At 67.8% G+C, this 20,587-nt stretch carries 21 protein-coding genes; 9 read left to right on the top strand and 12 right to left on the bottom strand.

Going from position 1 to position 20,587, the window contains the following annotated elements; translation table 11 throughout:
- Positions 1 to 23 precede the first annotated feature (23 nt).
- The 5 genes from ABZS29_RS34385 to ABZS29_RS34365 are packed head-to-tail and all read left to right on the top strand — an operon-like array spanning position 24 to position 6,208.
- On the top strand, positions 24 to 1,529 hold the full coding sequence (locus ABZS29_RS34385) for an amino acid permease (RefSeq protein WP_355468496.1): 1,506 nt from the start codon (positions 24 to 26) through the stop codon (positions 1,527 to 1,529).
- The gene (locus ABZS29_RS34380) at positions 1,526 to 2,134 is read left to right on the top strand and encodes a DUF1989 domain-containing protein (protein WP_355468494.1); all 609 of its coding nucleotides are present in this window, start codon (positions 1,526 to 1,528) and stop codon (positions 2,132 to 2,134) included. Before ABZS29_RS34385 ends, ABZS29_RS34380 begins: the two co-directional genes overlap by 4 nt.
- Positions 2,131 to 2,730: an urea amidolyase associated protein UAAP2 gene (locus ABZS29_RS34375; protein WP_355468492.1), complete on the top strand. Its 600-nt coding sequence runs from the start codon at positions 2,131 to 2,133 to the stop codon at positions 2,728 to 2,730. Before ABZS29_RS34380 ends, ABZS29_RS34375 begins: the two co-directional genes overlap by 4 nt.
- Before the next feature lie 2 nt (positions 2,731 to 2,732).
- Entirely contained in the window at positions 2,733 to 4,658 is a 1,926-nt protein-coding gene (locus ABZS29_RS34370; RefSeq protein ID WP_355468490.1) for a 5-oxoprolinase/urea amidolyase family protein, read from the top strand.
- Entirely contained in the window at positions 4,655 to 6,208 is a 1,554-nt protein-coding gene (locus tag ABZS29_RS34365) for an allophanate hydrolase (protein WP_355468488.1), read from the top strand. Before ABZS29_RS34370 ends, ABZS29_RS34365 begins: the two co-directional genes overlap by 4 nt.
- On the opposite strand, the gene ABZS29_RS34360 is transcribed toward ABZS29_RS34365, so the two are convergent.
- On the bottom strand, positions 6,119 to 7,081 hold the full coding sequence (locus ABZS29_RS34360) for a ScbA/BarX family gamma-butyrolactone biosynthesis protein (protein ID WP_355468486.1): 963 nt from the start codon (positions 7,079 to 7,081) through the stop codon (positions 6,119 to 6,121). The genes ABZS29_RS34365 and ABZS29_RS34360 overlap by 90 nt on opposite strands.
- A 134-nt stretch (positions 7,082 to 7,215) precedes the next feature.
- Between ABZS29_RS34360 and ABZS29_RS34355 the strand changes: the two genes are divergently transcribed.
- The 3 genes from ABZS29_RS34355 to ABZS29_RS34345 all read left to right on the top strand — a co-directional run bounded on the left by ABZS29_RS34355 (position 7,216) and on the right by ABZS29_RS34345 (position 9,416).
- Positions 7,216 to 7,833, top strand: a complete 618-nt coding sequence (locus tag ABZS29_RS34355) for a ScbR family autoregulator-binding transcription factor (RefSeq protein WP_355468484.1) — start codon at positions 7,216 to 7,218, stop codon at positions 7,831 to 7,833.
- A complete protein-coding gene (locus ABZS29_RS34350; protein WP_355468483.1) occupies positions 7,826 to 8,587 on the top strand; it encodes an SDR family oxidoreductase in 762 nt (253 codons plus the stop codon). The genes ABZS29_RS34355 and ABZS29_RS34350 overlap by 8 nt, the downstream gene beginning before the upstream one ends.
- A gap of 154 nt (positions 8,588 to 8,741) precedes the next feature.
- Positions 8,742 to 9,416: a response regulator transcription factor gene (locus ABZS29_RS34345; RefSeq protein ID WP_355468481.1), complete on the top strand. Its 675-nt coding sequence runs from the start codon at positions 8,742 to 8,744 to the stop codon at positions 9,414 to 9,416.
- 45 nt (positions 9,417 to 9,461) lie between these two features.
- Here ABZS29_RS34345 and ABZS29_RS34340 read toward each other — a convergent pair whose 3' ends face one another.
- Positions 9,462 to 10,664 (bottom strand): MFS transporter, encoded by a 1,203-nt coding sequence (locus ABZS29_RS34340; RefSeq protein WP_355468479.1) that lies wholly within the window; start codon positions 10,662 to 10,664, stop codon positions 9,462 to 9,464.
- 67 nt (positions 10,665 to 10,731) lie between these two features.
- Between ABZS29_RS34340 and ABZS29_RS34335 the strand changes: the two genes are divergently transcribed.
- Positions 10,732 to 11,145, top strand: coding sequence for a MerR family transcriptional regulator (locus ABZS29_RS34335; protein ID WP_355468477.1), 414 nt, complete (start codon positions 10,732 to 10,734; stop codon positions 11,143 to 11,145).
- Here the strand turns inward: ABZS29_RS34335 and ABZS29_RS34330 are convergent.
- Genes ABZS29_RS34330 through ABZS29_RS34285 form a run of 10 tightly spaced genes read right to left on the bottom strand, consistent with a single transcriptional unit; the run spans position 11,088 to position 20,533 of the window.
- A complete protein-coding gene (locus tag ABZS29_RS34330; RefSeq protein ID WP_355468475.1) occupies positions 11,088 to 12,020 on the bottom strand; it encodes a hypothetical protein in 933 nt (310 codons plus the stop codon). The genes ABZS29_RS34335 and ABZS29_RS34330 overlap by 58 nt on opposite strands.
- Positions 11,995 to 13,239 (bottom strand): pyridoxal phosphate-dependent aminotransferase, encoded by a 1,245-nt coding sequence (locus tag ABZS29_RS34325; protein WP_355468473.1) that lies wholly within the window; start codon positions 13,237 to 13,239, stop codon positions 11,995 to 11,997. Before ABZS29_RS34325 ends, ABZS29_RS34330 begins: the two co-directional genes overlap by 26 nt.
- Complete coding sequence (locus ABZS29_RS34320; RefSeq protein WP_355468471.1) at positions 13,236 to 14,774, bottom strand: AMP-binding protein; 1,539 nt, start codon at positions 14,772 to 14,774, stop codon at positions 13,236 to 13,238. Before ABZS29_RS34320 ends, ABZS29_RS34325 begins: the two co-directional genes overlap by 4 nt.
- Positions 14,771 to 15,880, bottom strand: coding sequence for a Glu/Leu/Phe/Val dehydrogenase dimerization domain-containing protein (locus tag ABZS29_RS34315; protein ID WP_355468469.1), 1,110 nt, complete (start codon positions 15,878 to 15,880; stop codon positions 14,771 to 14,773). The genes ABZS29_RS34320 and ABZS29_RS34315 overlap by 4 nt, the downstream gene beginning before the upstream one ends.
- Positions 15,881 to 15,896: 16 nt before the next feature.
- Positions 15,897 to 16,460 (bottom strand): gamma-glutamyl-gamma-aminobutyrate hydrolase family protein, encoded by a 564-nt coding sequence (locus ABZS29_RS34310; RefSeq protein WP_355468468.1) that lies wholly within the window; start codon positions 16,458 to 16,460, stop codon positions 15,897 to 15,899.
- 2 nt (positions 16,461 to 16,462) lie between these two features.
- On the bottom strand, positions 16,463 to 17,260 hold the full coding sequence (locus tag ABZS29_RS34305) for a hypothetical protein (RefSeq protein WP_355468466.1): 798 nt from the start codon (positions 17,258 to 17,260) through the stop codon (positions 16,463 to 16,465).
- Entirely contained in the window at positions 17,257 to 18,312 is a 1,056-nt protein-coding gene (argC, locus tag ABZS29_RS34300) for an N-acetyl-gamma-glutamyl-phosphate reductase (protein ID WP_355468465.1), read from the bottom strand. Before argC ends, ABZS29_RS34305 begins: the two co-directional genes overlap by 4 nt.
- Entirely contained in the window at positions 18,309 to 19,163 is an 855-nt protein-coding gene (locus ABZS29_RS34295; protein ID WP_355468463.1) for a RimK family alpha-L-glutamate ligase, read from the bottom strand. The genes argC and ABZS29_RS34295 overlap by 4 nt, the downstream gene beginning before the upstream one ends.
- A gap of 1 nt (position 19,164) precedes the next feature.
- Positions 19,165 to 19,350 (bottom strand): hypothetical protein, encoded by a 186-nt coding sequence (locus ABZS29_RS34290; RefSeq protein WP_355468461.1) that lies wholly within the window; start codon positions 19,348 to 19,350, stop codon positions 19,165 to 19,167.
- 31 nt (positions 19,351 to 19,381) lie between these two features.
- Positions 19,382 to 20,533 carry a hypothetical protein gene (locus ABZS29_RS34285; protein ID WP_355468459.1) on the bottom strand — a complete coding sequence of 384 codons (1,152 nt, stop codon included), beginning with the start codon at positions 20,531 to 20,533 and terminating at the stop codon, positions 19,382 to 19,384.
- Positions 20,534 to 20,587: the final 54 nt, after the last annotated feature.

Raw genomic sequence — 20,587 nt, 5'->3', positions numbered from 1 at the left:
GGGCCGACTCGACGGAGGCCGGAATGTCAGCACCCAGTGAGGTACTCACCGCCCCAACAGATGATCTGAGCCGGTTCGGCTACGCCCAGCAACTGTCCCGACGGGTCGGCAGCTACGCGTCGTTCGCGGCGGGCTTCTCGTTCGTCTCGATCCTGACCACGGTCTTCCAGCTGTTCGGTCTCGGCTTCAGCTTCGGCGGTACGGCGTTCTTCTGGACGTGGCCCGCCGTACTGGTCGGGCAACTGACGGTGGCGCTGTGCTTCGCCGAGCTGGCGGCTCGGTTCCCGCTCTCCGGCGCGATCTATCAGTGGGCGCGCCGGCTCGGTGGCGCGGTGGTCGGCTGGTTCGCGGGCTGGACGATGGTGATCGCACAGACCATCACGCTCGCCGCTGCCGCGATCGCCTTGCAGGCCGTGCTTCCGGCCGTCTGGTCGGGCTTCCAGTTGGTTGGCACCGACCCTGCACTGTCGTCGAAGGACGGTGCTTCGAACGCTGTGGTGCTCGGCTGCATCCTGCTGGTCGCGACCACTGTTTTGAACGCCACCAGCGTGCGCATCATGGCCGTGGTCAACTCGATCGGCGTCACCTGCGAGCTGGTCGGCGTGGTGCTGATCGTCATCCTGCTGACCAGCAAGGCCGAGCGCGGTCCCTCCGTCGTCTTGCACACGACGGGTTTGGATCACAGCACCGGGTACGTCGTTCCGTTGCTGATCTCGGCGTTGATGGCGGCGTACGTGCTGGTCGGGTTCGACAGTGCGGGCGAGCTGGCGGAAGAGACGCACAAGCCACGCGCGACCACGCCTCGGACGATCATCCGCGCGGTGGTGGCCTCTGGCATCGGTGGTGCGTTCCTGATCATCGCGGCGTTGATGGCAGCGCCGTCGGTGACGGATGGCGACCTGGGTACGCAGGGGTTGCCGTACGTCCTGACCAGTCGGCTCGGTACGACGACGGGCAAGCTTCTGCTGCTCGATGTCGCGCTCGCGGTGTGCGTGTGTACGTTGGCGATTCAGACCGCGGCCGCGCGAATGATCTTCTCGATGGCGCGCGACAATGTGCTGCCCGCGTCGGCTTGGCTGCGGCGCGTCTCACCACGGACCGGTACGCCGGTCGCGGCGACCGTCGTACCGGGTGTGCTGGCGGCTGTGTGCTTGGTGGTCAACGTGGGGAACGCTGGTCTGTTCCTTGGTCTCGCCAGCGTCTGCATCATGTTGCTCTACATCGCCTATCTGATGGTGACCCTGCCGTTGCTGTTCCGCCGTCACACGCTTGCCGGCGGCACCGATGAGAACGGTCGTCCGTTGTTCTCGCTCGGACGCTTCGGAGTTGTCGTCAATGTCGTTGCCGTCGGCTACGGAACCGCGATGGCGATCAACCTCGGCTGGCCGCGGGCGGAGGTCTACGACCCGGCGGGAGACGGGTGGTATCTGCACTACCTTCCGCTGATCACGCTGGCGTTGGTGGGGATTGGCGGCTTCATCGCCTATCGGTCCCAGCGGCAGGCCTACCTCGAGTCGGTGAGCGCATGAAGCACGAACTCCCCGCCGACGCCGCTTGGTCCGTCCCGGTCCGCGCCGGTCGCGCACTCACGCTGACTGTCCTGGACGACAACGCCAATGCCTCGGTGCTCATCATCGGCCCTGATCGCTTGGATCGCCTCAACATCCCCGACACCCTGAAGTCACAGATGACAGCCCGCATCCACGCCGGTCTCGTCCTGATGTCTGACCGCGGCCAAGCCCTGGCCACGGTGACCGCCTCCACCCTCGACTGGCACGACTGCCTCACCGGCTTCGTCCCCAGCAACCTGCTCCTGCTGGAGCTCACGAAACACGGCCTGGGGCCCGCCGACCTCCACGGCTGCATCAACTTCTTCACGAAGGTAGCGGTAGCGGAGAAGGCGGCTGCCTCATCGGCTCCTCAAGCCACGCTCGCGTTTGTCCCCGGTCACGCGACCGTTGGAGCCAGCGTGACGCTTCGGGCCGAGCAGGACTTGCTGGTGTTCATCTCCACCGCGGCCCACGCCTATGCCACCACGCCGGCCGGGAGCATCGGCGTACAGATCGGTACGGCGGAGCGGGGCGACCCCGAGCTGCGGCCGGAGGCGTTGCGAGCGTTGGAGTTGGTCCGGTGAGCGCGCTCGATCAGGTCGTGCAAGCAGGCGAGGGCGCGCTGCTGACCATCCCCGCCAACGGGCGGCTCAGGATGGTGGATCTGCACGGCAACCAGGCCGTGGACACGTTGTTCTACGACGCCCACGACATCGACAACCGGTACTCCGCCTTCGACACGATCCGCACCCAGCACGCCGTCTACCTCACGACGGGATCCCGTCTGATCTCGACGCGAGGCGACGAGCTCGGGGTCATCTCCGACGATACCTGCGGACGGCACGACACCGTCGGCGGCGCCTGCTCGCAGGAGAGCAACGTCATCCGGTACGGCCACCACACCCGGCACCAGCACGCCTGCCGCCAGACCTTCCTCACGCTCGGCGCTCACGCCGGGATCGGGCAGCGGCAACTCACCCACAACATCAACTTCTTCATGAACGTCCCGGTCACCCCGTCCGGCGACCTGAAGTTCGACGACGGCCTGTCCGCACCCGGCCGGTACGTCGAGGTGACGGCGACCCGGGATCTCCTCGTGTTGATCAGCAACTGCCCGCAGATCAACAACCCCTGCAACGGTTGGAACCCGACCCCGGTCCAGCTCCTGGGCTGGTGGTGAGCGTGATCACCGTGCTCAGTCCCGGCCTGCAAACCACCATCCAAGATCTCGAAGGCCGACCAGGCCTCTGGGACGTCGGCGTACCGCCATCGGGCGCGGCCGACGAACTCACCTTCGCCCTGGTCAACGCCGCCGTCGGCAACCCGGCGAGCGCAGCCGGCCTGGAGTGTGTGCAGACCGGCCCGGTACTGACCTGCGATGAGGACCGCATGGTCTGCGTCGGCGGCGCCGTCAAGCACGCGACCATCGACGGCTGGCCCTTGCGGCCCGGCCTCGTGGTCATGCTCCCGGCGGGCGCAGTCCTGGACCTCGGCCCGCTCGACGGCATGCGCGGCTACCTCGCGATCGAGGGCGGCATCGACGTACCGCCGGTCTTGGGTAGCCGCTCCACCTTTGTGCTCGGCGGATTCGGCGGACAGGACGGTCGGCCACTCGCGGCCGGCGATCAGCTACCGCTCGGTCGTCGCGAGAACCTTCTGAGCCCCGCGAATGTCGAGCTGCCGACCATCACCAACAGCTGGCAGCTGCGCGTGATCCCCGGCCCGCACGGCGCTCCCGACCACCTCACGGCTGCCGGTGTCGAAGCCTTCTTCAACACCGAGTGGGTCGTCGACCACCGCTCGGATCGGACCGGCGTCCGGCTGGCCGGCCCGCTGCCGGGCTGGGCGCGCAGCGACGGCGGCGAGGCGGGACTACACCCGTCGAACGTGCACGACTCGGCCTACCCGGTTGGTGGCATCATGCTCTCCGGCGATACCCCAGTGATCGTCGGCAAGGACGGACCTTCCCTGGGCGGGTTCGTCGTACCGGCGGTGGTGATCGAGGCCGACCGATGGATGCTCGGGCAGTTGCGGGCGGGGGACACCGTTCGGCTGGTGCCGGTGACGATCGAGGGCGCGACGGAGGCGATCGCGGAACGACGCCGCTGGCTGGCCGACCTGCGGCAGCAATCCTTGCCATCCGCAACAATCATCGGTGCGGCGGCGCGGCCCGACGTACTGCACGAGGCAGACGGCCAACCGGCGTACACGATCCGCTGCGCCGGCGAACGCCACCTACTCGTCGAGGCGGGATCCGCCGAGCTGGATCTCACGGTCCGGGTCTGGATCCACCTGCTCGCCGAGGCGTTGCGCGAAGACCAGCCGACCGGCGTGACCGAGATCGTCGAGGGCGTCCGTTCGCTGTTGGTTGCCATGGACACCTCGCGACTCGGACCGTTCGAGCTCGCCGAACACCTGGCGAAACTCGCGACCTGCTTGGCGGATCCCGAGACCGTCGTACTGCCGGCTCGGGAGGTGACGTTGCCGATCGCCTTCGACCATCCGGAGGCGCACGAGGCGATGCGCCGGTACGCGACCTCGGTCCGGCCGGATGCGCCGTGGTGCCCGGACAACGTCGAGTTCATCCGGCGGGTCAACGACCTGGACGAGCGTGACGAAGTGTTCGAGATCGTCCAGCAGGCGACGTACCTGGTGGTTGGGCTCGGGGATGTCTACCTCGGTGCGCCGGTCGCGGTACCGATCGATCCGCGGCACCGGTTGGTGACGACGAAGTACAACCCGGCTCGGACGTGGACGCCACAGAACGCAGTCGGGATCGGCGGCATCTATCTGTGTGTCTACGGGATGGAGGGTCCGGGTGGGTACCAGTTGGTCGGACGGACCGTGCCGGTGTGGCGGCTCGGCGATGAGCGGCCGTGGCTGCTGCGGCAGTTCGATCTGATCAGGTTCACCCCGGTGAGTGTCGAGCAGCTGGCGCATGAGCGGGCGGAGATCGCGGCCGGCCGGGCGGACCTCCAGGTCGCGCCTGCCACGTTCTCGATCGCCGACGTACGCCGGATCGAGCGCGAAGCGCCGGTGGAGATCGCAACTGTGAGAGCACGGCGCCGAGCGGCGTTCGATGCGGAACGGGCGAGGTGGGGAGCATGAGCAACGCGGAATGGATCACCCGGGTGGACCCGGTCGAGCCGCAGCCGGGACCGTTGCGCGGGTTGACGATGGCGCTCAAGGACAACATCGACCTGGCCGGTGTCCCGACCACGGCCGGTGATCCGCGGACCGTCGTACCGGCCGCGGCGAACGCCTTCGTGGTCGACCGCTTGATTGCGGCCGGCGCCGTACCGCTGGGGAAGACCAACCTCGATCAGTACGCGACCGGACTCGTCGGCACGCGATCGCCGTACGGCGCTTGTCACTCGGTCTTCTCGACGGAGCACATCTCGGGTGGTTCGAGCTCGGGAAGCGCGGTGGCGGTCGCGACCGGGCAGGTAGATTTCGCGCTTGGCACGGATACAGCCGGGAGTGGTCGCGTGCCGGCCGCGTTCAACCGATTGGTCGGCATCAAACCGTCGCGCGGGCTCGTGTCGGCGCGTGGTGTCGTCCCGGCCTGTCGGTCGCTCGACTGCGTGACGGTGATGGCGCGGTCGGTCGAGACGGCTCGCCGGGCATTCGAGGTGATGGTCGGGTTCGATCCGGACGATGCGTGGTCGCGGCGGTTCGAGTCGCTGCCGCACAGTCGGCCGGGTCGCGAGGGTCCGCCGGTGATCGGCGTACCGGATCTTGATCTGGAGCTCGATCCGTTGCACGAGAAGGCCTGGCAGCAGATGCTCGCCGAGGCGCATCGACTCGGTGAGGTGGTCCGGGTCGATGTCAGACCGTTGCTGGAGGCAGCGAACCTGCTGTACTCCGGGCCTTGGCTGGCTGAGCGTTGGCTGGCCTTCGGTGACAAGCTCAACGACGTACCTGAAGTCGACCCGACAGTACGGACGATTGTCCGCGGCGGCGAGGCGTTGACCGCGTCGGCGGCCTTCGCGGGATTCGATCGGCTCGCTGAACTGGCTCGGGCGAGCGAGCAGCTGTGGACCGAGCTCGACGCGCTGTTGTTGCCGGTGACACCTAACCACCCGACGCTCGCCGAGGTCGCCGCCGACCCGATCGGTACGAACAGCCGGCTCGGCCGCTTCACGAACATGGTCAACCTGCTCGACCTGTGCGCGGTCGCCTTCCCGGGACCGGATCGGGCCGACGGGCTGCCCTTCGGCGTTCAGCTGATCGCTCCGGCCGGTCACGACTACACACTGATCGACCTCGCCGCCCAGTGGACCGACGAGGTATTGCTGGCGGTCGCCGGTGCCCACCTCACCGGCCAACCCCTCAACTCCGAGCTGGTACGACGCGGTGCGCGCCTGGTCGAGTCGACGCGGACCGCATCGTCGTACCGGATGTATCTGGTCGACGGCCCCCGCCCAGGCATCACGCCCGCCGCCGAAGGAGCCGAACTCGAGGTCGAGCTCTGGGCGATCCCCGCCGCTCAGCTGGGCAGCTTCACCACCACAATCCAGCCCCCGCTGGCGATCGGCCCCCTCGACCTCTCCGACGGCCGCCGAGTCCTAGGCTTCCTCGCCACCGCCGACGCCATCAACCCAGCCAACGACATCACAGCCCACCGCAGCTGGCGAACCTACCTCGCCACCCGCTGACCAGGGTTCGGTGGTGACTGCGGCGGTGAAGACGGGGTTGCCGGCCTGAGTGATGGTGACTTGGACGGTGCTGCCCGTGGGCTCGGCCGTGACGAGGCAGGGCTGGTCGAACTCGACGTAGCGGAGGAACAGGGTCTCGAAGCGGGTGGCCGCCACGGGCGTCGGCTGAGTGGCTTGGGCCGCCTGGGCTGCGGCTTCGAGCAGGACCATGCCGGGGACATGGTCGTGCGGGTGATCGAACAGGACACTGTGGCTGGTGTCCACCCGCAGCTGCCAGGTCAGCGGCTGGTCGATCGGGGTCAGTACGACGTTGCGGGTGTCGCTCCGGCCCACCAGAGCCGGCGCGACGGGGGCGGTGAGCCGGATCGCCTTGCTGAACGCGTCCTTCGCCGAGGCGTAGGGGCCGCGGAGCCGGTCGTAGATCGCCGGCGGATGCGCGCTGTAGCGGACCTCGGCGCCACCGATCCGCCGGCCGTTGCTGACCGCATCGATCCGGGAGACGAGATAGACCGAGCCCATCCGGCGCCGGGTGATGCTCGGATGACTCACCAGCAGCGTGACCTTCTGCGCGCTGGACTGGACGTGCAGCGCGCTCGGAAGAATCCAGGAAGTGATCTGTTCCCAGCCCAGTCGGTGACCCAGCGGAATCGAATGAACACGGTGACTGAGTAAAGCAAGTGCTTGTCGCAGGCTTTCGGTGAAAATCAGCGGGTTGTAATGGTCGCGCTCTGTGTAGAAGCTGTGACGCTGTGGCCAGATCGCGGCGACTTCCTGGACGAGCTCGGGCAGTTCGCGCCACTCGGTGACGAGCGCTTCGTCCGATTTGTCCTTGCGGACAAGCGTTTGGATGGGCGGCGCGGTGGTTGTGATCATGACGATTTCCCCCCTGTGGGACGACAGGTATGGGCCTGGGCGGTGGTCCCGGCCCAGTGTCCACGTATAAATTAAATAAAGTTGTTCTTTTCGTGAAGCGATTCGGGTCAGATTGCAGGGGAGAGGGTGTCTTCATGGCTCCACGGGTGGTGAAACAGGCGCGCGCCGAGCGGACCCGGGCGGCGGTGATGCTGGCCGCGGCCGAGGTGTTCGCGGAGAACGGGTTCTCCGGTGCCAGCGTCATGAAGATCGCCGACCGCGCCGGGGTGACGCTCGGCGGGGTGTACTTCCACTTCCGCTCCAAGGAGGAGCTGGCCCGGGCGATCGTGGCCGGCCAGCCGGAGTTCGTCGTACCGCCGGAGAGCTCGCAGGGGCTGCAGCGCGCCATCGACGTGACCCGGATCTGGGCGCAGCAGCTCGCGGAGAGCCCGATGCTGCGGGCCGGCGCCCGGCTGGTCTGGGAGCAGGACCGGTTCATGCCGGCGGGGGAGAACTCCCACCAGCAGTGGACCAGCCTGATGGCGGCCGACCTGCAGTCCGCGGTGGACAACGGTGAGCTGAAGCCTGAGGTCGACATCCAGGCGATCGCGCGGCTGATCGTCAACGCGTGCACCGGTGCCCAGATGCACTCGTACGTCGAGACCGCGCACGAGGACCTGGTCGAGCGGGTCGAGGAGATCTGGCGCTGTCTGCTGCCGGCGCTCGGAGTGTCCGATCAGTACGAGGGGATCAAGGGGGTCGGCCGTGAGTGAAGGCACGTTGAGCGGCAAGACCATCATGATCACCGGCGCCTCCAGCGGCATCGGCGCCGCGGCCGCACGATGGTTCGCCGGTGAAGGGGCGGCCGTCGTACTGATGGCTCGGCGCAAGGACAAGCTCGAGGAGATCGCCGCGGAGATCCGTGCGGCCGACGGCCGGGTCGAGCTGGCTCCCGGCGATGTGACGGATGCCGATGCGGTGGAGCGCGCAGTCGCGACCGCGGTGAGTGCGTTCGGCGGCCTGAATGGCGCCTTCAACAACGCGGGCTGGGGGACGATCGGGACGCTCGTCCACGAGACCAGTGACGCGGACTTCGAGCGCACCATGGACGTCAATGTCCGCGGCACCTGGAACTGTCTCAAGCATCAGATGCCGGTGATGATGGAGTCCGGTGGTTCGGTGGTGAACACCTCCAGCACGGCAGGGGAGTTCGCCACTGGTGCAGGCGCCGCGTACGTCGCTGCCAAGCACGCCGTACTGGGTCTGACCCGGGCTGCCGCGGCCGAGTACGGGTCGTACGGCATCCGGGTCAACGCGCTGATCGTCGGGACCACGCGCACCGAGTTGATCGAGGAAGCGATTCGCGCGTTCCCGCCCCTGGAGCAGGGAGCGGTCGCTCGGCAGATCCAGCCGCGGATGGCCGACCCGGTCGAGGTGGCGCGGGCGGCGGCCTGGCTGCTCAGCGACCACGCGTCGTTCGTGACGGGTGGAGCGATCCCCGTCGACGGCGGCGCGAGCGCCATTTAGAACCGGCCCAGTCCGCTCTAAGTGGCCAGTTGGTGACTGATGGCCACTTTTTGACCGAACTTCGTTGACGATAAAAAAAAGATCACTATCATTTTAGTGTCCTGGGGGGACGCTGCCGGTGAGGTCTCGTATCGAGAGGCATGTGAGGTGAGCAGTGGCACAGGGGACAGTGCGCGTTCTCGTGGTCGAAGGGATCTCGGCGGAGATCGAATCCCGACGGCGCGACCTGCAGCGGCAGGGATACGCGGTGAGCAGTGTGGACACCGGCGCCAAGGCGATGCGGGCACATCGGAGTGCCGATTTCGTCTTGCTGGACTTGGATCTGCCCGATATCGACGGTCTCGAGGTGTGCCGGTCGATCCGCGGTGCCGGCGACAAGCCGATCATCACGGTCTCCTCGGGTGGCACCGAGACGGACCGGATCCTCGCGCTGCAGGCCGGTGCGGACGACTGCGTGGATGCACGCTGTGGTCCGCGCGAGATGCTGGCCCGGATCGAGGCGGTACTGCGTCGGACGTTGCCCTGTCGGCAGCCGGGCCGGGTGATGACGGTGGGCTCGCTGAGCCTCGACGTACAAGCGCATGAGGCGCGGTTGCGCGGGGAGCCGGTCCGGCTGACCGGCAAGGAGTTCGAGCTGTTGCACAAGCTGGCCTCGCATCCCGATGAGCCGGTGTCGCGCAAACAGTTGATGGCCAGTGTCTGGGAGACGAGCTGGGCGGACTCGAGTCGCACCATCGACACCCACGTGCGGAGTCTGCGCGCCAAGCTCGGGTCGAGCTCGTGGATCATCACGGTCCGCGGAGTCGGCTACCGGATCGGCAGAGGGTAGGTGAGGCCGTGTCCGTCCCAGGACGGACACGGCCTCGTTCGGCGATCAGGCTGCGTTTGGTCGCCGGCTGGGGAAGCCGTGCTTGCGGGCGAGGACGGCAACCAGCAGCACCGGAATCACGAGCACCAGCACGCCCCAGGGGAACGAGACCGGCCCGAGTACCGCGAGCAGGATGCCGCCGACAGCGCCGCCGCCGGCCATGAACGAGTTCCACGTGGTCACCAGGAGTGCCTGCCCCCGATCGCCACCGGCGTCGGTGACGGCCGTCTGCAGCAGCGTGGTGACGCCGCCCCAGCTCAGGCCCCAGATGATCATCGCGGCGTAGACCACGAGGTCGCTACTGGCGCCGACTCCGAGCATCGCCGCGGCGAGTACGAACATCGCTGCCGAGCCGATGGTGAGACCGCGCAGCTTGCGGTCGACCAGGGCGCCGGTGACGACGATGCTGACGACCGAGGCGATCCCGAAGACCAGCAGTACGACGTCGCGCCGCCCGCCCATGTGGTACTCGTCGAGGAAGGTCGAGATGTAGGTGTAGAGGATGTTGTGCGCCAGCACCCAGGCCGCGACCGTGAACAGTACGGCGACGACGCCCGGAAGCTTGAGGGCCTGGAAGATCGGCTCCCGCTGCCCGACCGGCTGACCCGGAGTGGACGGCACCGACAGACCCATCCAGCCCAGCAGCAGGACCGAGAGGGCGGCCACGATGCCGAAGGTGAGGCGCCAGCCGAAGAGGTTGCCGAGGAACGTGCCGACCGGGATGCCCAGTGCGAGCGCGAGTGGGACACCGGCCATCGTGATCGAGATGGCTCGGCCTTGCAGATGCGGCGGTGCCAATCGGCGCGCGTAGCCGACCAGCTCGGCCCAGACCGCCGCCGCCGCGATACCGGCCAGCAGGCGGAAGCCCATCGTCAGGACGTAGCTGGAGGAGACGGCGGTGACGATGTTCGCGAGACCGATCAGGGCGACCGCGAGCAGCAGCAGCTTCTTGCGGTTCCAGGTGGCGGTCGCCACGGACAACGGGATCGCCGAGATGCCGGTCGCGATGGCGTAGATGGTCAGCGACTGGCCGGCGGCGGACTCGCTGACCGACAGGTCGCGGGCCATCTCCGGCAGGACGCCGGCGGGCAGGGCCTCGGTCAGGATGCCGACGAACGCCGCGGTGCTCAGGGCCAGCAGGGGTGACCAGGGAAGTTTGTTCCCGCCTCCGATGGGCGGTGTCGAGATCTCAGTCTGGGAAGCAGCCATGGGAGATATACTCAAACCTTCTCATTGATGTGCAGGTCAAGGTCATTGGACATGTGAGGTGCACCACATGCGGATCGGAACTCTGGCGGAGCGGACCGGGACGTCCCGGCGGCTGTTGCGCTACTACGAGGAGCAGGGGCTGATCGGCTCCCAGCGGTCCGCCAACGGCTACCGGGACTACGCCGAGTCGTGTGTGGACAAGGTGATCCAGATCCGCGGCCTGCTGGACGCCGGACTGCCGACCCGGGTCATCCGCGAGGTCCTGCCCTGTATGGACACGCCCCGCGCGATCCGGATCTCTGCGCCGACCGAGGAGACGATCGCGCTCCTCGAAGGCGAGCGGGACCGGATGGCCGAGCGCATCCGCTTCCTCGAGCGCAACCGCGATGCCATCTCCGAGTACCTGGTCGCGGTCCGGGCGGCTCAGGCAGAGGCCGCCCCCCAGACCCCGAACCCGTCCGAGGCGGCCGTCTCCGCCTGAGCGGCGACGACGATGTCGTTCGCCAGCACGACCCCGTGACTGGCGATGTCGAAGGTCACCCGGTCGCCGTCGGCGATCCGGTAGCCGGCGTGCCAGCTGGCCTTGTCCGATCCGAGCAGCAGGTAGTTCACCAGGCCGGGCCGCCGCATCCCGGCGTACGCGAAGAGGTTGTCGACCATGTCCGGCACGCGCTGGAAGATCGCGTCCGCGCCGGCCGAGAAGTCGCCCTTCCAGGCCACTTCGCCGTCGCGCTCGATGATGATCTGGCCGGTGACCGTGGTCGGCGGTTCACCGAGGAACAGCCACGGCGTCAGCGAGGTGTCACACAACTTCGCGTACGGCGTCCAGCCCCACGGGTTCTGCAAGTGCAGCCCGATGTCGTTGAGGTCGTTGCCGAACGTGTAGCCGGCGTAGTGCGGATTGCCGAACTCGTCGTTGACGAAGACCAGTCCGACCTCGGGCTCCTCGAGCAGCTCGACCGCCGTGGAGGGCACAGTCAGCGGCTTGCCGTTGGTCTCCAGCCAGGAGCCGAAACCCTTGATCAGCCAGTTCGGCGCCTTGAACTCCTCGTCCGGAGCCGGCGGCGCCGGGAACTTGGACCGGTGCGTCCCCATGAAGCCGGTGACGAGCGAGTTGTTCGAGGCCGGCAGCAGCGGCGGCAGGAAGTGGATCTCGGGGTCGTCGGCGGCGATGGTGATCGTGTCGGCGCCAGAGGTCAGGGAATCCAGCAGCGCCTGCGTGCCGCCGCCAGCCAGTACGGCGTTCCGCAGCTGATCCTCGGCGACCGGAAACAGGGTGACCGGGGCATCGGTCGGTAGCCCCACTCCCGCGTAGCGCCGGCCGCGGTACTCAACCTCGAAGATGACGGTGGACATTGCTCTCCTTGAGTAGTTGGGTCAGTACTTCGGTCAGGCGGTCGATGGACGCGCTGATCCAAGGCAGGGTGAGCGCGTCCGGCGCGTGGAGTGCGGCTAGGCGTTCGGCATCGGTCTCGCCGTACAGGCGGCTGGTGGCGGCGCGGATCCGCAGTGAGTCCTCGGGTTCGCCGAAGGCTGTGCCGGGGAGCAGGGCGACGCCGTACTTCTTGCTGAGCAGCTCGGTGAGTTCATTGCCGCTGATTCCGAGCTGCAGGGGCGCGAAGTCGGGGTAGAGGTAGCAAGTGGCCTGGACGGGCGCGAGCTCCGCGCCGACCGCGGTGAAGACTTCGGCCACTCGCCGTACGACGCGTTCATGCAAGCGGCGGGAGTCGGCGACTCGCCTGATCACCTCAGGCGGTTCGGCCAAGGCGTACGCAGCCGCCGCCTGGACCGGAGCCGCCGTACTCGACCAGATCTGGCTCGCGATTCCGATCAGTCTGGTGCGGAGTTCGGTGGTTGGGAGGCGGGCTACGCCCAACCGCCAGCCGCCGACGGCCAGATTCTTCGTCAGGCCGGTGGTGACGACTGTGCGTTCCGGTGCGTAGACAGCTGGGGAGACAACGGGTGCGTAGGCGAGGTCGCAATAGATCTCGTCGGAGATGATCACCAGGTCCAGTTCGCGGGCCACGTCGGCGAGCTCACGAACCGTTTCCGGCTTGGCGATCGTGCCGGTCGGATTGTCCGGCAGTGTCACGACGACGCTGCGCGGATTCCCGCCGGCCTTGCGGGCTGCCAGGACGTGCCGCCGCAGTTCGGCCGGATCCGGTACGCCGCCTTCTCCGGGCCGCGTTCGTACCGGAATCGACCGCAGACCGGCGAGCTGCGCCTGCGCGGCATAGCTCACCCACGTCGGCACCGGTACGACGACATCGCCGCCGATCGCCAGCATCAGCGCGAACAGCAACGACTTCGTCCCGGGACCGCAGACGACGTTCGCGGGATCGGTCGGCAGACCGCGACGACTCCAGTAGCCCGCCGCGGCCAACCGCAGCTCCGCCGAACCCGCCACCGGGCCATAGGCGTTGCGACCGGCCGCAGCGACCAAGTGCTCCCGCAATTCCGGCAGCACCGGAAGCCCGATCTCACCCGTCGCCAGGAACAGCACCTGCTCCCCGGCCAGCCGCCGACGCTCGAACTCCTCGTCGGCGGCCAGCGTCGCGGACATGGTCACGGTCATGCGTAGAGCCTTCGGAGCTCGATCTTGCGCACCTTGCCGGTAAGGGTTTTCGGCAGGACGTCCACGACCTCGAGGCGCTCGGGGTAGAACCGTTCGTCCTGACCGGCCGAGCGCAGGTGGGTGTGGATCTCCTGGAGCGTCGGCCGAGCGTTGCCTTGAGCAACGGCAACCGCCAGGATCGGGTCGTCGGTGGAGCCGGTGGTGCCGACGAGAGCGGCCTCGGTGACCTTCGGGTGCTGGGAGATGACGGCTTCCAGCTCGGCCATCGGTACGACGATGCCGTCCCGCACGATCGTGTCCTTGGCCCGGCCGAGAATCCGGATCCCGCCGCGCCCGTCCTCGCGCGCCACGTCACCGGTGTCGAACCAGCCGTCCTCGGAGATCTCCGCGTCGAACACGTCCTGCTGCTTGAAGTAGCCCAGCGCCTGGGACGCGCCGCGCACCCGCAACCGGCCCACCGGCGCCCGCTTCGACGGGTCGTGGCAGAGGTCGACGCGGATCTCCATCGCGTCGATCGGCCGACCGTGGCTGTGCGCGGCCCAGTCCTGGTCGTAGTCGAGCCGGGTGATCGTGATCGGCCCGAACTCCGACATCCCCCAGACCGAGTAGGTCCGCGACCCGAACGTCGACCGCATCTCGTCGACGAGTCCCTGAAGCACCGGCGCCGCGCCGGTGACCGTGTGCTGCAGGCTCGAGACGTCGTGGGGATCGGCCTGCTGGACCCGTGCGACACCGCTGAGGGTTGGAGGGGGACCGTACAGAAGCGTGGCGCGATAGCGCTCCACGAGGTCCAGCAGGCCGGCTTTGTCGGGACCGTCCTGGAAGGCGACGGTCCCGCCGAGCAAGACACTGGCGAGTACCCCCTGGCCGAAGCCGGAGTAGTGCACCAGCGGTGTGGTGTTCGCGACGACCAGGTCGTCGGTGAGCATGAACGCGTCGACATACCCGCGGACGCCGGAATGCACCGTGTTCTGGCTGTGGACGACGCCCTTGGAGAAGCCCGTCGTACCGGAGGTGAACAGGACGACGAAGGGATCGTCCGGCTGGAGCTGACGACCGGTCAGGTCGGTCGTCTCCTCCCAGCGGGTGCCGATGAAGTGGTCGTGGAACTCCTGGCTGTCGATCAGGAACAGCTGCTCAACAGTAAGTTCTTCGCTCACTGCTGTCGTGATCAGCACCTTGGCCTCGGTCAGTGCGAGCCGGTGCTGGAGCTCATCGCCCTGGCACTCCGGCGCGATCGGGACGATCACAGCACCGACCGCCATCGTGGCGAACATCAGCGGCACGATCTCCCACCGATTCGGCAGCTGAACCGCGACGGTGTCGCCGCGCTCGATTCCCAGCTGCAGAAGGGCTCCCGCGAACCGATCGGTCAGCTTGGACAGCTCCGAATAGTCCAAAGTGTCCGTGTGTGCCTCCTCCAGCCGGCGGCCGGCGATGGCGAGTTTGCGCGGTCGCTCCCGGGCCTGCTTGCGCAGGTCGTCGAGGAACGTGTCGTCACGCCACCAGCCCCGCCGCCGGTACTCCGCTGTCATCGCCCGCGCTCCGCACGCCGTACGGCGAGCAGCTCGGGCAGCGGGTCGCCCGCGCCGGCCGCGGCAATCTCCAGCAGGGCTTGGGTGTTGAGCTTGACCCGGTTGCCGATCCAGTCGAAGACCCAGGCCTTGCGAGCCTCAGCCTCGAGCTCGAACGGGACCACGCGAGTGACGGCCAGGGCCGCCGAGCCGGCACCGCCGATGTTGGCGATCACACCAGGCACCAGTACGGCGCCCGCCGCGCGAGCCTTCTCCTGGGCTACCGGGGTGGAGGCGATATTGGCGCCCTCGACAACGAGTTCGGCGCGCAGCCGGTGCACGTTCTCGTCGTTCAGTGCCCGCTTCTGCGCCGCGAGGATGAGCAGATCCGCGTCGACATCAAGCCACGCGTCGGACTCGCTCGACTGGGTCACGCCGTCCGGCAACTTGCTCCGATCGATGCGACCGAACTCGTCGGTGATCGCGATCAGATCGTCGACCGGCAGCCGGTCCGCGCTGATCGTGCCGTCGATGTCGGCGACCCCGACCACGACGTGACCGCGCACCTCCAGGAACTTCGCGACCGCACGCCCGACGGCGCCAAAGCCTTGTACGACGACACGCGCCTGGCCACGCTGATTCGCCTCCAGAGCGGTCAGCGCGGCGACCCCCACGCCGTGGCCGGTGCAGTCGATCAGCGGCTCGTAGTACGTGCGCCAGTCGATCGGCATGTCCGGTGCGCCGAGCCGGTAGCGCGGGTCGTACTTGGCCTCCTCGAAGAAGATCGCCCGGTCGGCCGGGGTCACGCCCATGTCGATGCCGAGGTGGATTCCACCGTGCAGCAGGGGTTTCACGGTCCGGCCGAAGGTCTTGAACGTCGTCTCGCGGTCGCTACCGTCGGAGACGATGCCGGCCTTCGCGCCGCCGATCGGGAGCCCGGCCAGGGTGAACTTGTGCGTCATGTCGCGGGCCAGTCCGGCGACCTCTTCCTCGGTGACACCGGTGGTCATCCGGGTGCCGCCCATCGCCAGGCCGTCGTACAGGGAGTCGATCACCACCCAGCCCTGAAGGTTGCCACCGGCACCGTTCAGGTGCACGGTCAGAGCGGGCTTGTCGTGCTCAGTCATGCCATGTCCTTTAGGGTCAGAGGAAGGTTTGGGCGAAACCGCGGAGGATCTCGCGGCCGTCGTCGCGGAACTCCAGATGGGCCTGGGACCCGTAGATCCGGCCGTCGTCGGAGCGCAGGAACTCCACGGGTGCGTGCTCGGAGCGGCCGATCGACCGGAAGCCGGCCGGTGCCGCCTGCAGGTAGAGGGTGTGCCGGTGGAAGACCGTCACGGTCGGCTTCACAAAGGTGAACAGGGCTTCGCTCTTGTCCACCTCGGCCTCGTGACCGCCGACCCGCTGCTCACCCTCGGCCAGCTCCGCGCCTTGGGAGACAGCGATGATCTGCATGCCACCGCAGATCCCGAAGACCGGGACCTCGGACGTCATGACAAGGTCGATCAACGGCTTGTAGTACTCGGTGTCGTAGGCCCGGACCTTGGTGCCGCTCAGCACGATGGCCTGATGGCTGCCGTTCAGTTTCGCCGGTACCTCGGTACTCGAGACCACGTCGGTCGCCGCGCCGAAGTCCTCGAACCGCTTGCGGAGCTGGGGAAGCGACAAGGTCTTGTTGTTGACGACCAGTACGCGAGGTTGCGCCACGGTCACTGCTCCTTCGCTCTCGTGATCACGGTTCCGGTCCGGCCGGCCAACAGGTCGGACACGGGCGCGCTGCCGATGACGACCTCGGCCACGCCCTGCTCCAGGGCCTCGCCGGCGGCGCGCAACTTCTTGCGCATCCCGCCGGTGGCGCCCTTGTCGCGGAAGGCCGCGGCCGCGTCGGCGTCGATCCGGGAGACCGGCTGGTCGTCGATCAGCAGGTGCGCCACATCGGTGACCAGGACGAGGTTGGTGGCTCCGATGGCACCCGCGATGGCCGCGGCCGCGCGGTCGGCGTCGGTGTTGACCTCCTGACCGGCTTCGTTCCTGGCCAGCGGAGTGACCAGGTAGACGTGGCCGGGGCGGAGGTTCTTGAGGACCGTCGGCTCGACCTTGGTGATCGGTCCGACCAGGTTCTCCAGTTCCACCAACTGCTTGCCCTGCCACCACCAGCGCTCGCCGGGGCCGGCGTACACGAGGCCGTCGCTGCCGAGCTTTCGCTCGAGCGTGATACCGCGGTACTCGAGGCGGGTGGCGACGTCGTCGGCCATCACCGTGCTGACCGTCTTGATGTCCTCGATCACCTCGGGGGTGGTCCAACGACTCTGATTGCCGTAGCGGTCCCGCAGGATCGCGGAGGGGTCGCTGTAGCGGGAGCTGAGCTGCTTGAGTGGTTTAGACCAGCCATGCACCAGTACGACGGGGTGTTCGGCCGCGTGCACGGCCAAGTCGTTCCACCAGTCGCCGGCCAGGTCGTCGAGGCAACTGCCGCCGAGTTTGATGACGATCGGAATCGCGTTCATGCGGGCATCACCGGCTGCATGGTCAGGCCCGATTCCTCGGGCAGTTCGAACCGCAGGTTGGCGGCCTGGATCGCTTGCCCGGCCGCGCCCTTGACCAGGTTGTCGAGCGCTGCGAGAGCGACGATCCGCTGGGCCTCTTCGTCGTACAGGACCGTCACGTCGCAGTAGTTCGAGCCCAGCACGGCCTGCGGGTCCGGTACCGGGATCAGCGTTTCGTTGTGCCGGCGTACCCGGACGAACTGCTTGCCTTTGTAGAACCGGGTGTACGCCCGGTGCAGATCCCGCTGGTTGACCTCGGCGTCGGTGAAGACGTAGCTGCTCGTCATCAGCCCGCGGACGTGCGAGACGCCGTACGCCGACATCGAGAGCGAACCGATGGTTCCGGGCTTGGCGCGCTCGAAGAAGTCCCGGACCTCACCGGCATGGCGGTGGCCGGTGGGGGAGTACGGGGCGATCGCGCCGTTGCGTAGCGGGTGCAGGTCTGTCTTGCGCATCGACAGACCACCGCCGCTGGAACCGCTCTTGCCGTCGATCACGACGGTCTTGAGATCCAGGCCGAGCTCGAGCGTGAGCGGCGCCAGGGCCAGCGTGATCGAGGTGGCGTAGCAGCCCGGCAGCGAGATCAGGCTCGCTTGCGGCAGCTGATCGGCGATCAGTTCGGGGACGCCGTACACGAAGCGGTCGGCCAGTTCGGTGCTCCGGTTGACCTTCGGGTACCAGCGGTCGTGCAGTTCCGTGGTGCGGATGCGGAAGGCGCCGCTGAGGTCGATGATCGTCGGTCCCTTGTCGGCCAGCAGCTTGGTCAGCTCGGCGCTGACCGGTGCGGGAGTGGCCAGGAACAGGACGTCGACCTTGTCGGCGATGTCCTCGGTGACTGGCTGGACCGTCAGGCCCAGGTCCATCCGCAGCCCGGGGTGCAGCTCGGCCGGGCGGCGGCCGATGGCGGACGAGCCGCCGAGGAACGTGAGCTCCAGCTCGGGATGCTGGACGATCAGTCGGATCAGGTCGCCGCCGGCCAGCCCGGAGGCGCCGACGATTCCGGCCCGGATCATCCGAGCACCTCCTCGAGATAGTTGCCGATGGCCACAGCCACGTTGACGCCGGTCGCGGTGGCCACACCCCGGAAGCCCGGTGCGTGGTTGACCTCGTTGACGACATAGCCCTTCGGCGTACGGAACAGGTCGACGCCGTAGATGCCAGGACCCAGGACGTCGAGCACCCCGCTGACGATCTTGGCGACGTACGGGTCGTCGGACGCGGCGTGACTGGTGTTGCCGAGCGCCGCGTTGTTACGCCAGTCCTCGCCGCCGGTACTGAACTCGGCGACGCCGACCAATTCGGTCCCGACGACCAGGCAGCGCACCGAGGCGCCGCCGGCCAGGAACGGCTCGACCAGGCAGGCCTGCTCGAACGCGTGGCCGAGGTCCTCGACGTAGTCGTAGACGGACTGCGCGAGGTCGGAGTCGCGGATCAGCGTGACTCGCTTGCCCATCCCGCCGTACACGGGCTTGAGGACGACCGGGAGGGCGAACTCCGTGAGCGCCTTGGTGAAGTCGGAGCGCGAGAACACCATCCGGAAGTCGGGGACCGGGACGCCTGCTGCTCTCAGGGCGGTCCTGAGGACAGCTTTGTTCTCACACAGGTTGATGGCGTGGGCGGAGTTGATCACCCGGGCGCCGGCCTCCTCGGCCAGGGTGGCGATCAGGCCACCCCGGGTGTAGCTCCGGCTGCGCAGCAGTACGGCGTCGAAGCCGGCCAGCGCCGAGGCGTCCGGATTGCCCAGGCACAGCGACTCGTCGTTGATCCACTCGACGGTCAGGCCCAGCGCGGGCCCGGCCTGGATCAGCTGCCGCTCCTCCCAGGCGATCCGGTCCGCGACGATCGCGATGGATCTCGTGGGCATCTCACTGTCCCCAGTCGCGCAACTGCACCTCGACCATCGAGAGGCTCAGCTGGCCGTCCTCGATGCCCTCGACGCGCAGGGTCAGCATGCACTCGGGGCAGGAGAAGGTCTCTCCGGTCACGAGGGCGGGAACGGTCAGGTCGGTCTCACACTCGGGGCAGACGCCGGAAAGGGTGGCGGTGGACATCAGTGAACTCCAATTGACGAGTAGGGAGATTTCAGGCGTACTGGAAATCGACGGCGGCCTTGCGGATGCCGTCCCGGTCGAGCAGGTTCCGGCCGGTCTCTTCCTGGCGGCTGATCAGCCACGGGGTGAATTCGTCGACATCGACCGGAATGCCGGAATCGTTGAGGGCCCATTTGACCAGGGCCGGAGTTAACCGAGTGCGCACCAGAAGTTCACGAGAATTTCCGACCAGTTCCGCCGGAAGGGTTTCGTAGGCCTCCGGGTTGGTGAGCTGGCCCGGCAATTCGTACGCGAACGCGTTCGGCGACGTCGGGCCGGACTGGAACGCCGTACCGAGGCCGGCGCCGCGCAGCGCGACCCGGGACAGCTCGGTCAGGTGTGACAGGTCGAAGCGGTGGTCGCCGTGCACGATCCGCAGCGCCATCAGCAGCTCGGCCAGGGGTGCGTTGCCGCCCCGCTCGCCGATGCCGCCGACCGTCGCGGAGATCCACTTGGCGCCGGCGCGGATCGCGGCGAGCGAGTTCGCCACGGCCATCCCGAGCATGTTGTGCGAGTGGATCTCGATCTCGGAACCGTCGATCTCGGTGAGGCTCGCGATCTGGTCCTGCATCTGCCACGGCGTCAGATAGGCGACGGTCTCGGCCACCCGGAAGCGGTCGGCGCCGACGCCGAAACCTGCTGTCACATAGGGAACCAGCCGCTCCTTCGGCGTCCGGGCGCCGTCCTCGCCGCTGAAGGTGACGTGGAAACCACGGTCCTTGGCCTGCGTGATCGCGGACTTGGCCAGCGCCTCGAGGAAGCGCGGGCTCGCCGATCCGAGCTTGAGCTTGGCGTGCTGCTCCGAGGTCGGAATCGAGTACATGATGTGGTGGACGCCGAGCCGCTGGGCCTCGTCCAGCGCGGTCGCGACCTGCTGGCGGTCCCGGACCACGACGAGCGACATGCTGCGCTCCGGGCCGATCGCCTCGTGGGTGGCCTCGATCAGGTTTGCGTCCTTGCTGTTCGGGCCCGAGATCATCCCGACCTCGACGAGCTCGATCCCGGTCTTCACCAGCAGATCGGCGATCACCGCCGCGTCCTGCGGGCCGAACTCGACGCCGGCCATGTGCGCCGAGTCCCGCAAGGTGGCGTCGGACAATCGGGGCCGGATTTCCTGCCCGTCGGTGCTTACCGCTTCGTCCATTGCTTGTGTGCTCCCTGTGGCTGGTGGTGGGCTTCGTGAGCTGTTCACCACCTT

This window comes from Kribbella sp. NPDC005582 (assembly GCF_040605415.1).
Classification (GTDB): domain Bacteria; phylum Actinomycetota; class Actinomycetes; order Propionibacteriales; family Kribbellaceae; genus Kribbella.
The sequence above is the reverse complement of the archived record's forward strand: the minus strand, read 5'-3'. Positions and strand labels throughout refer to the sequence as shown.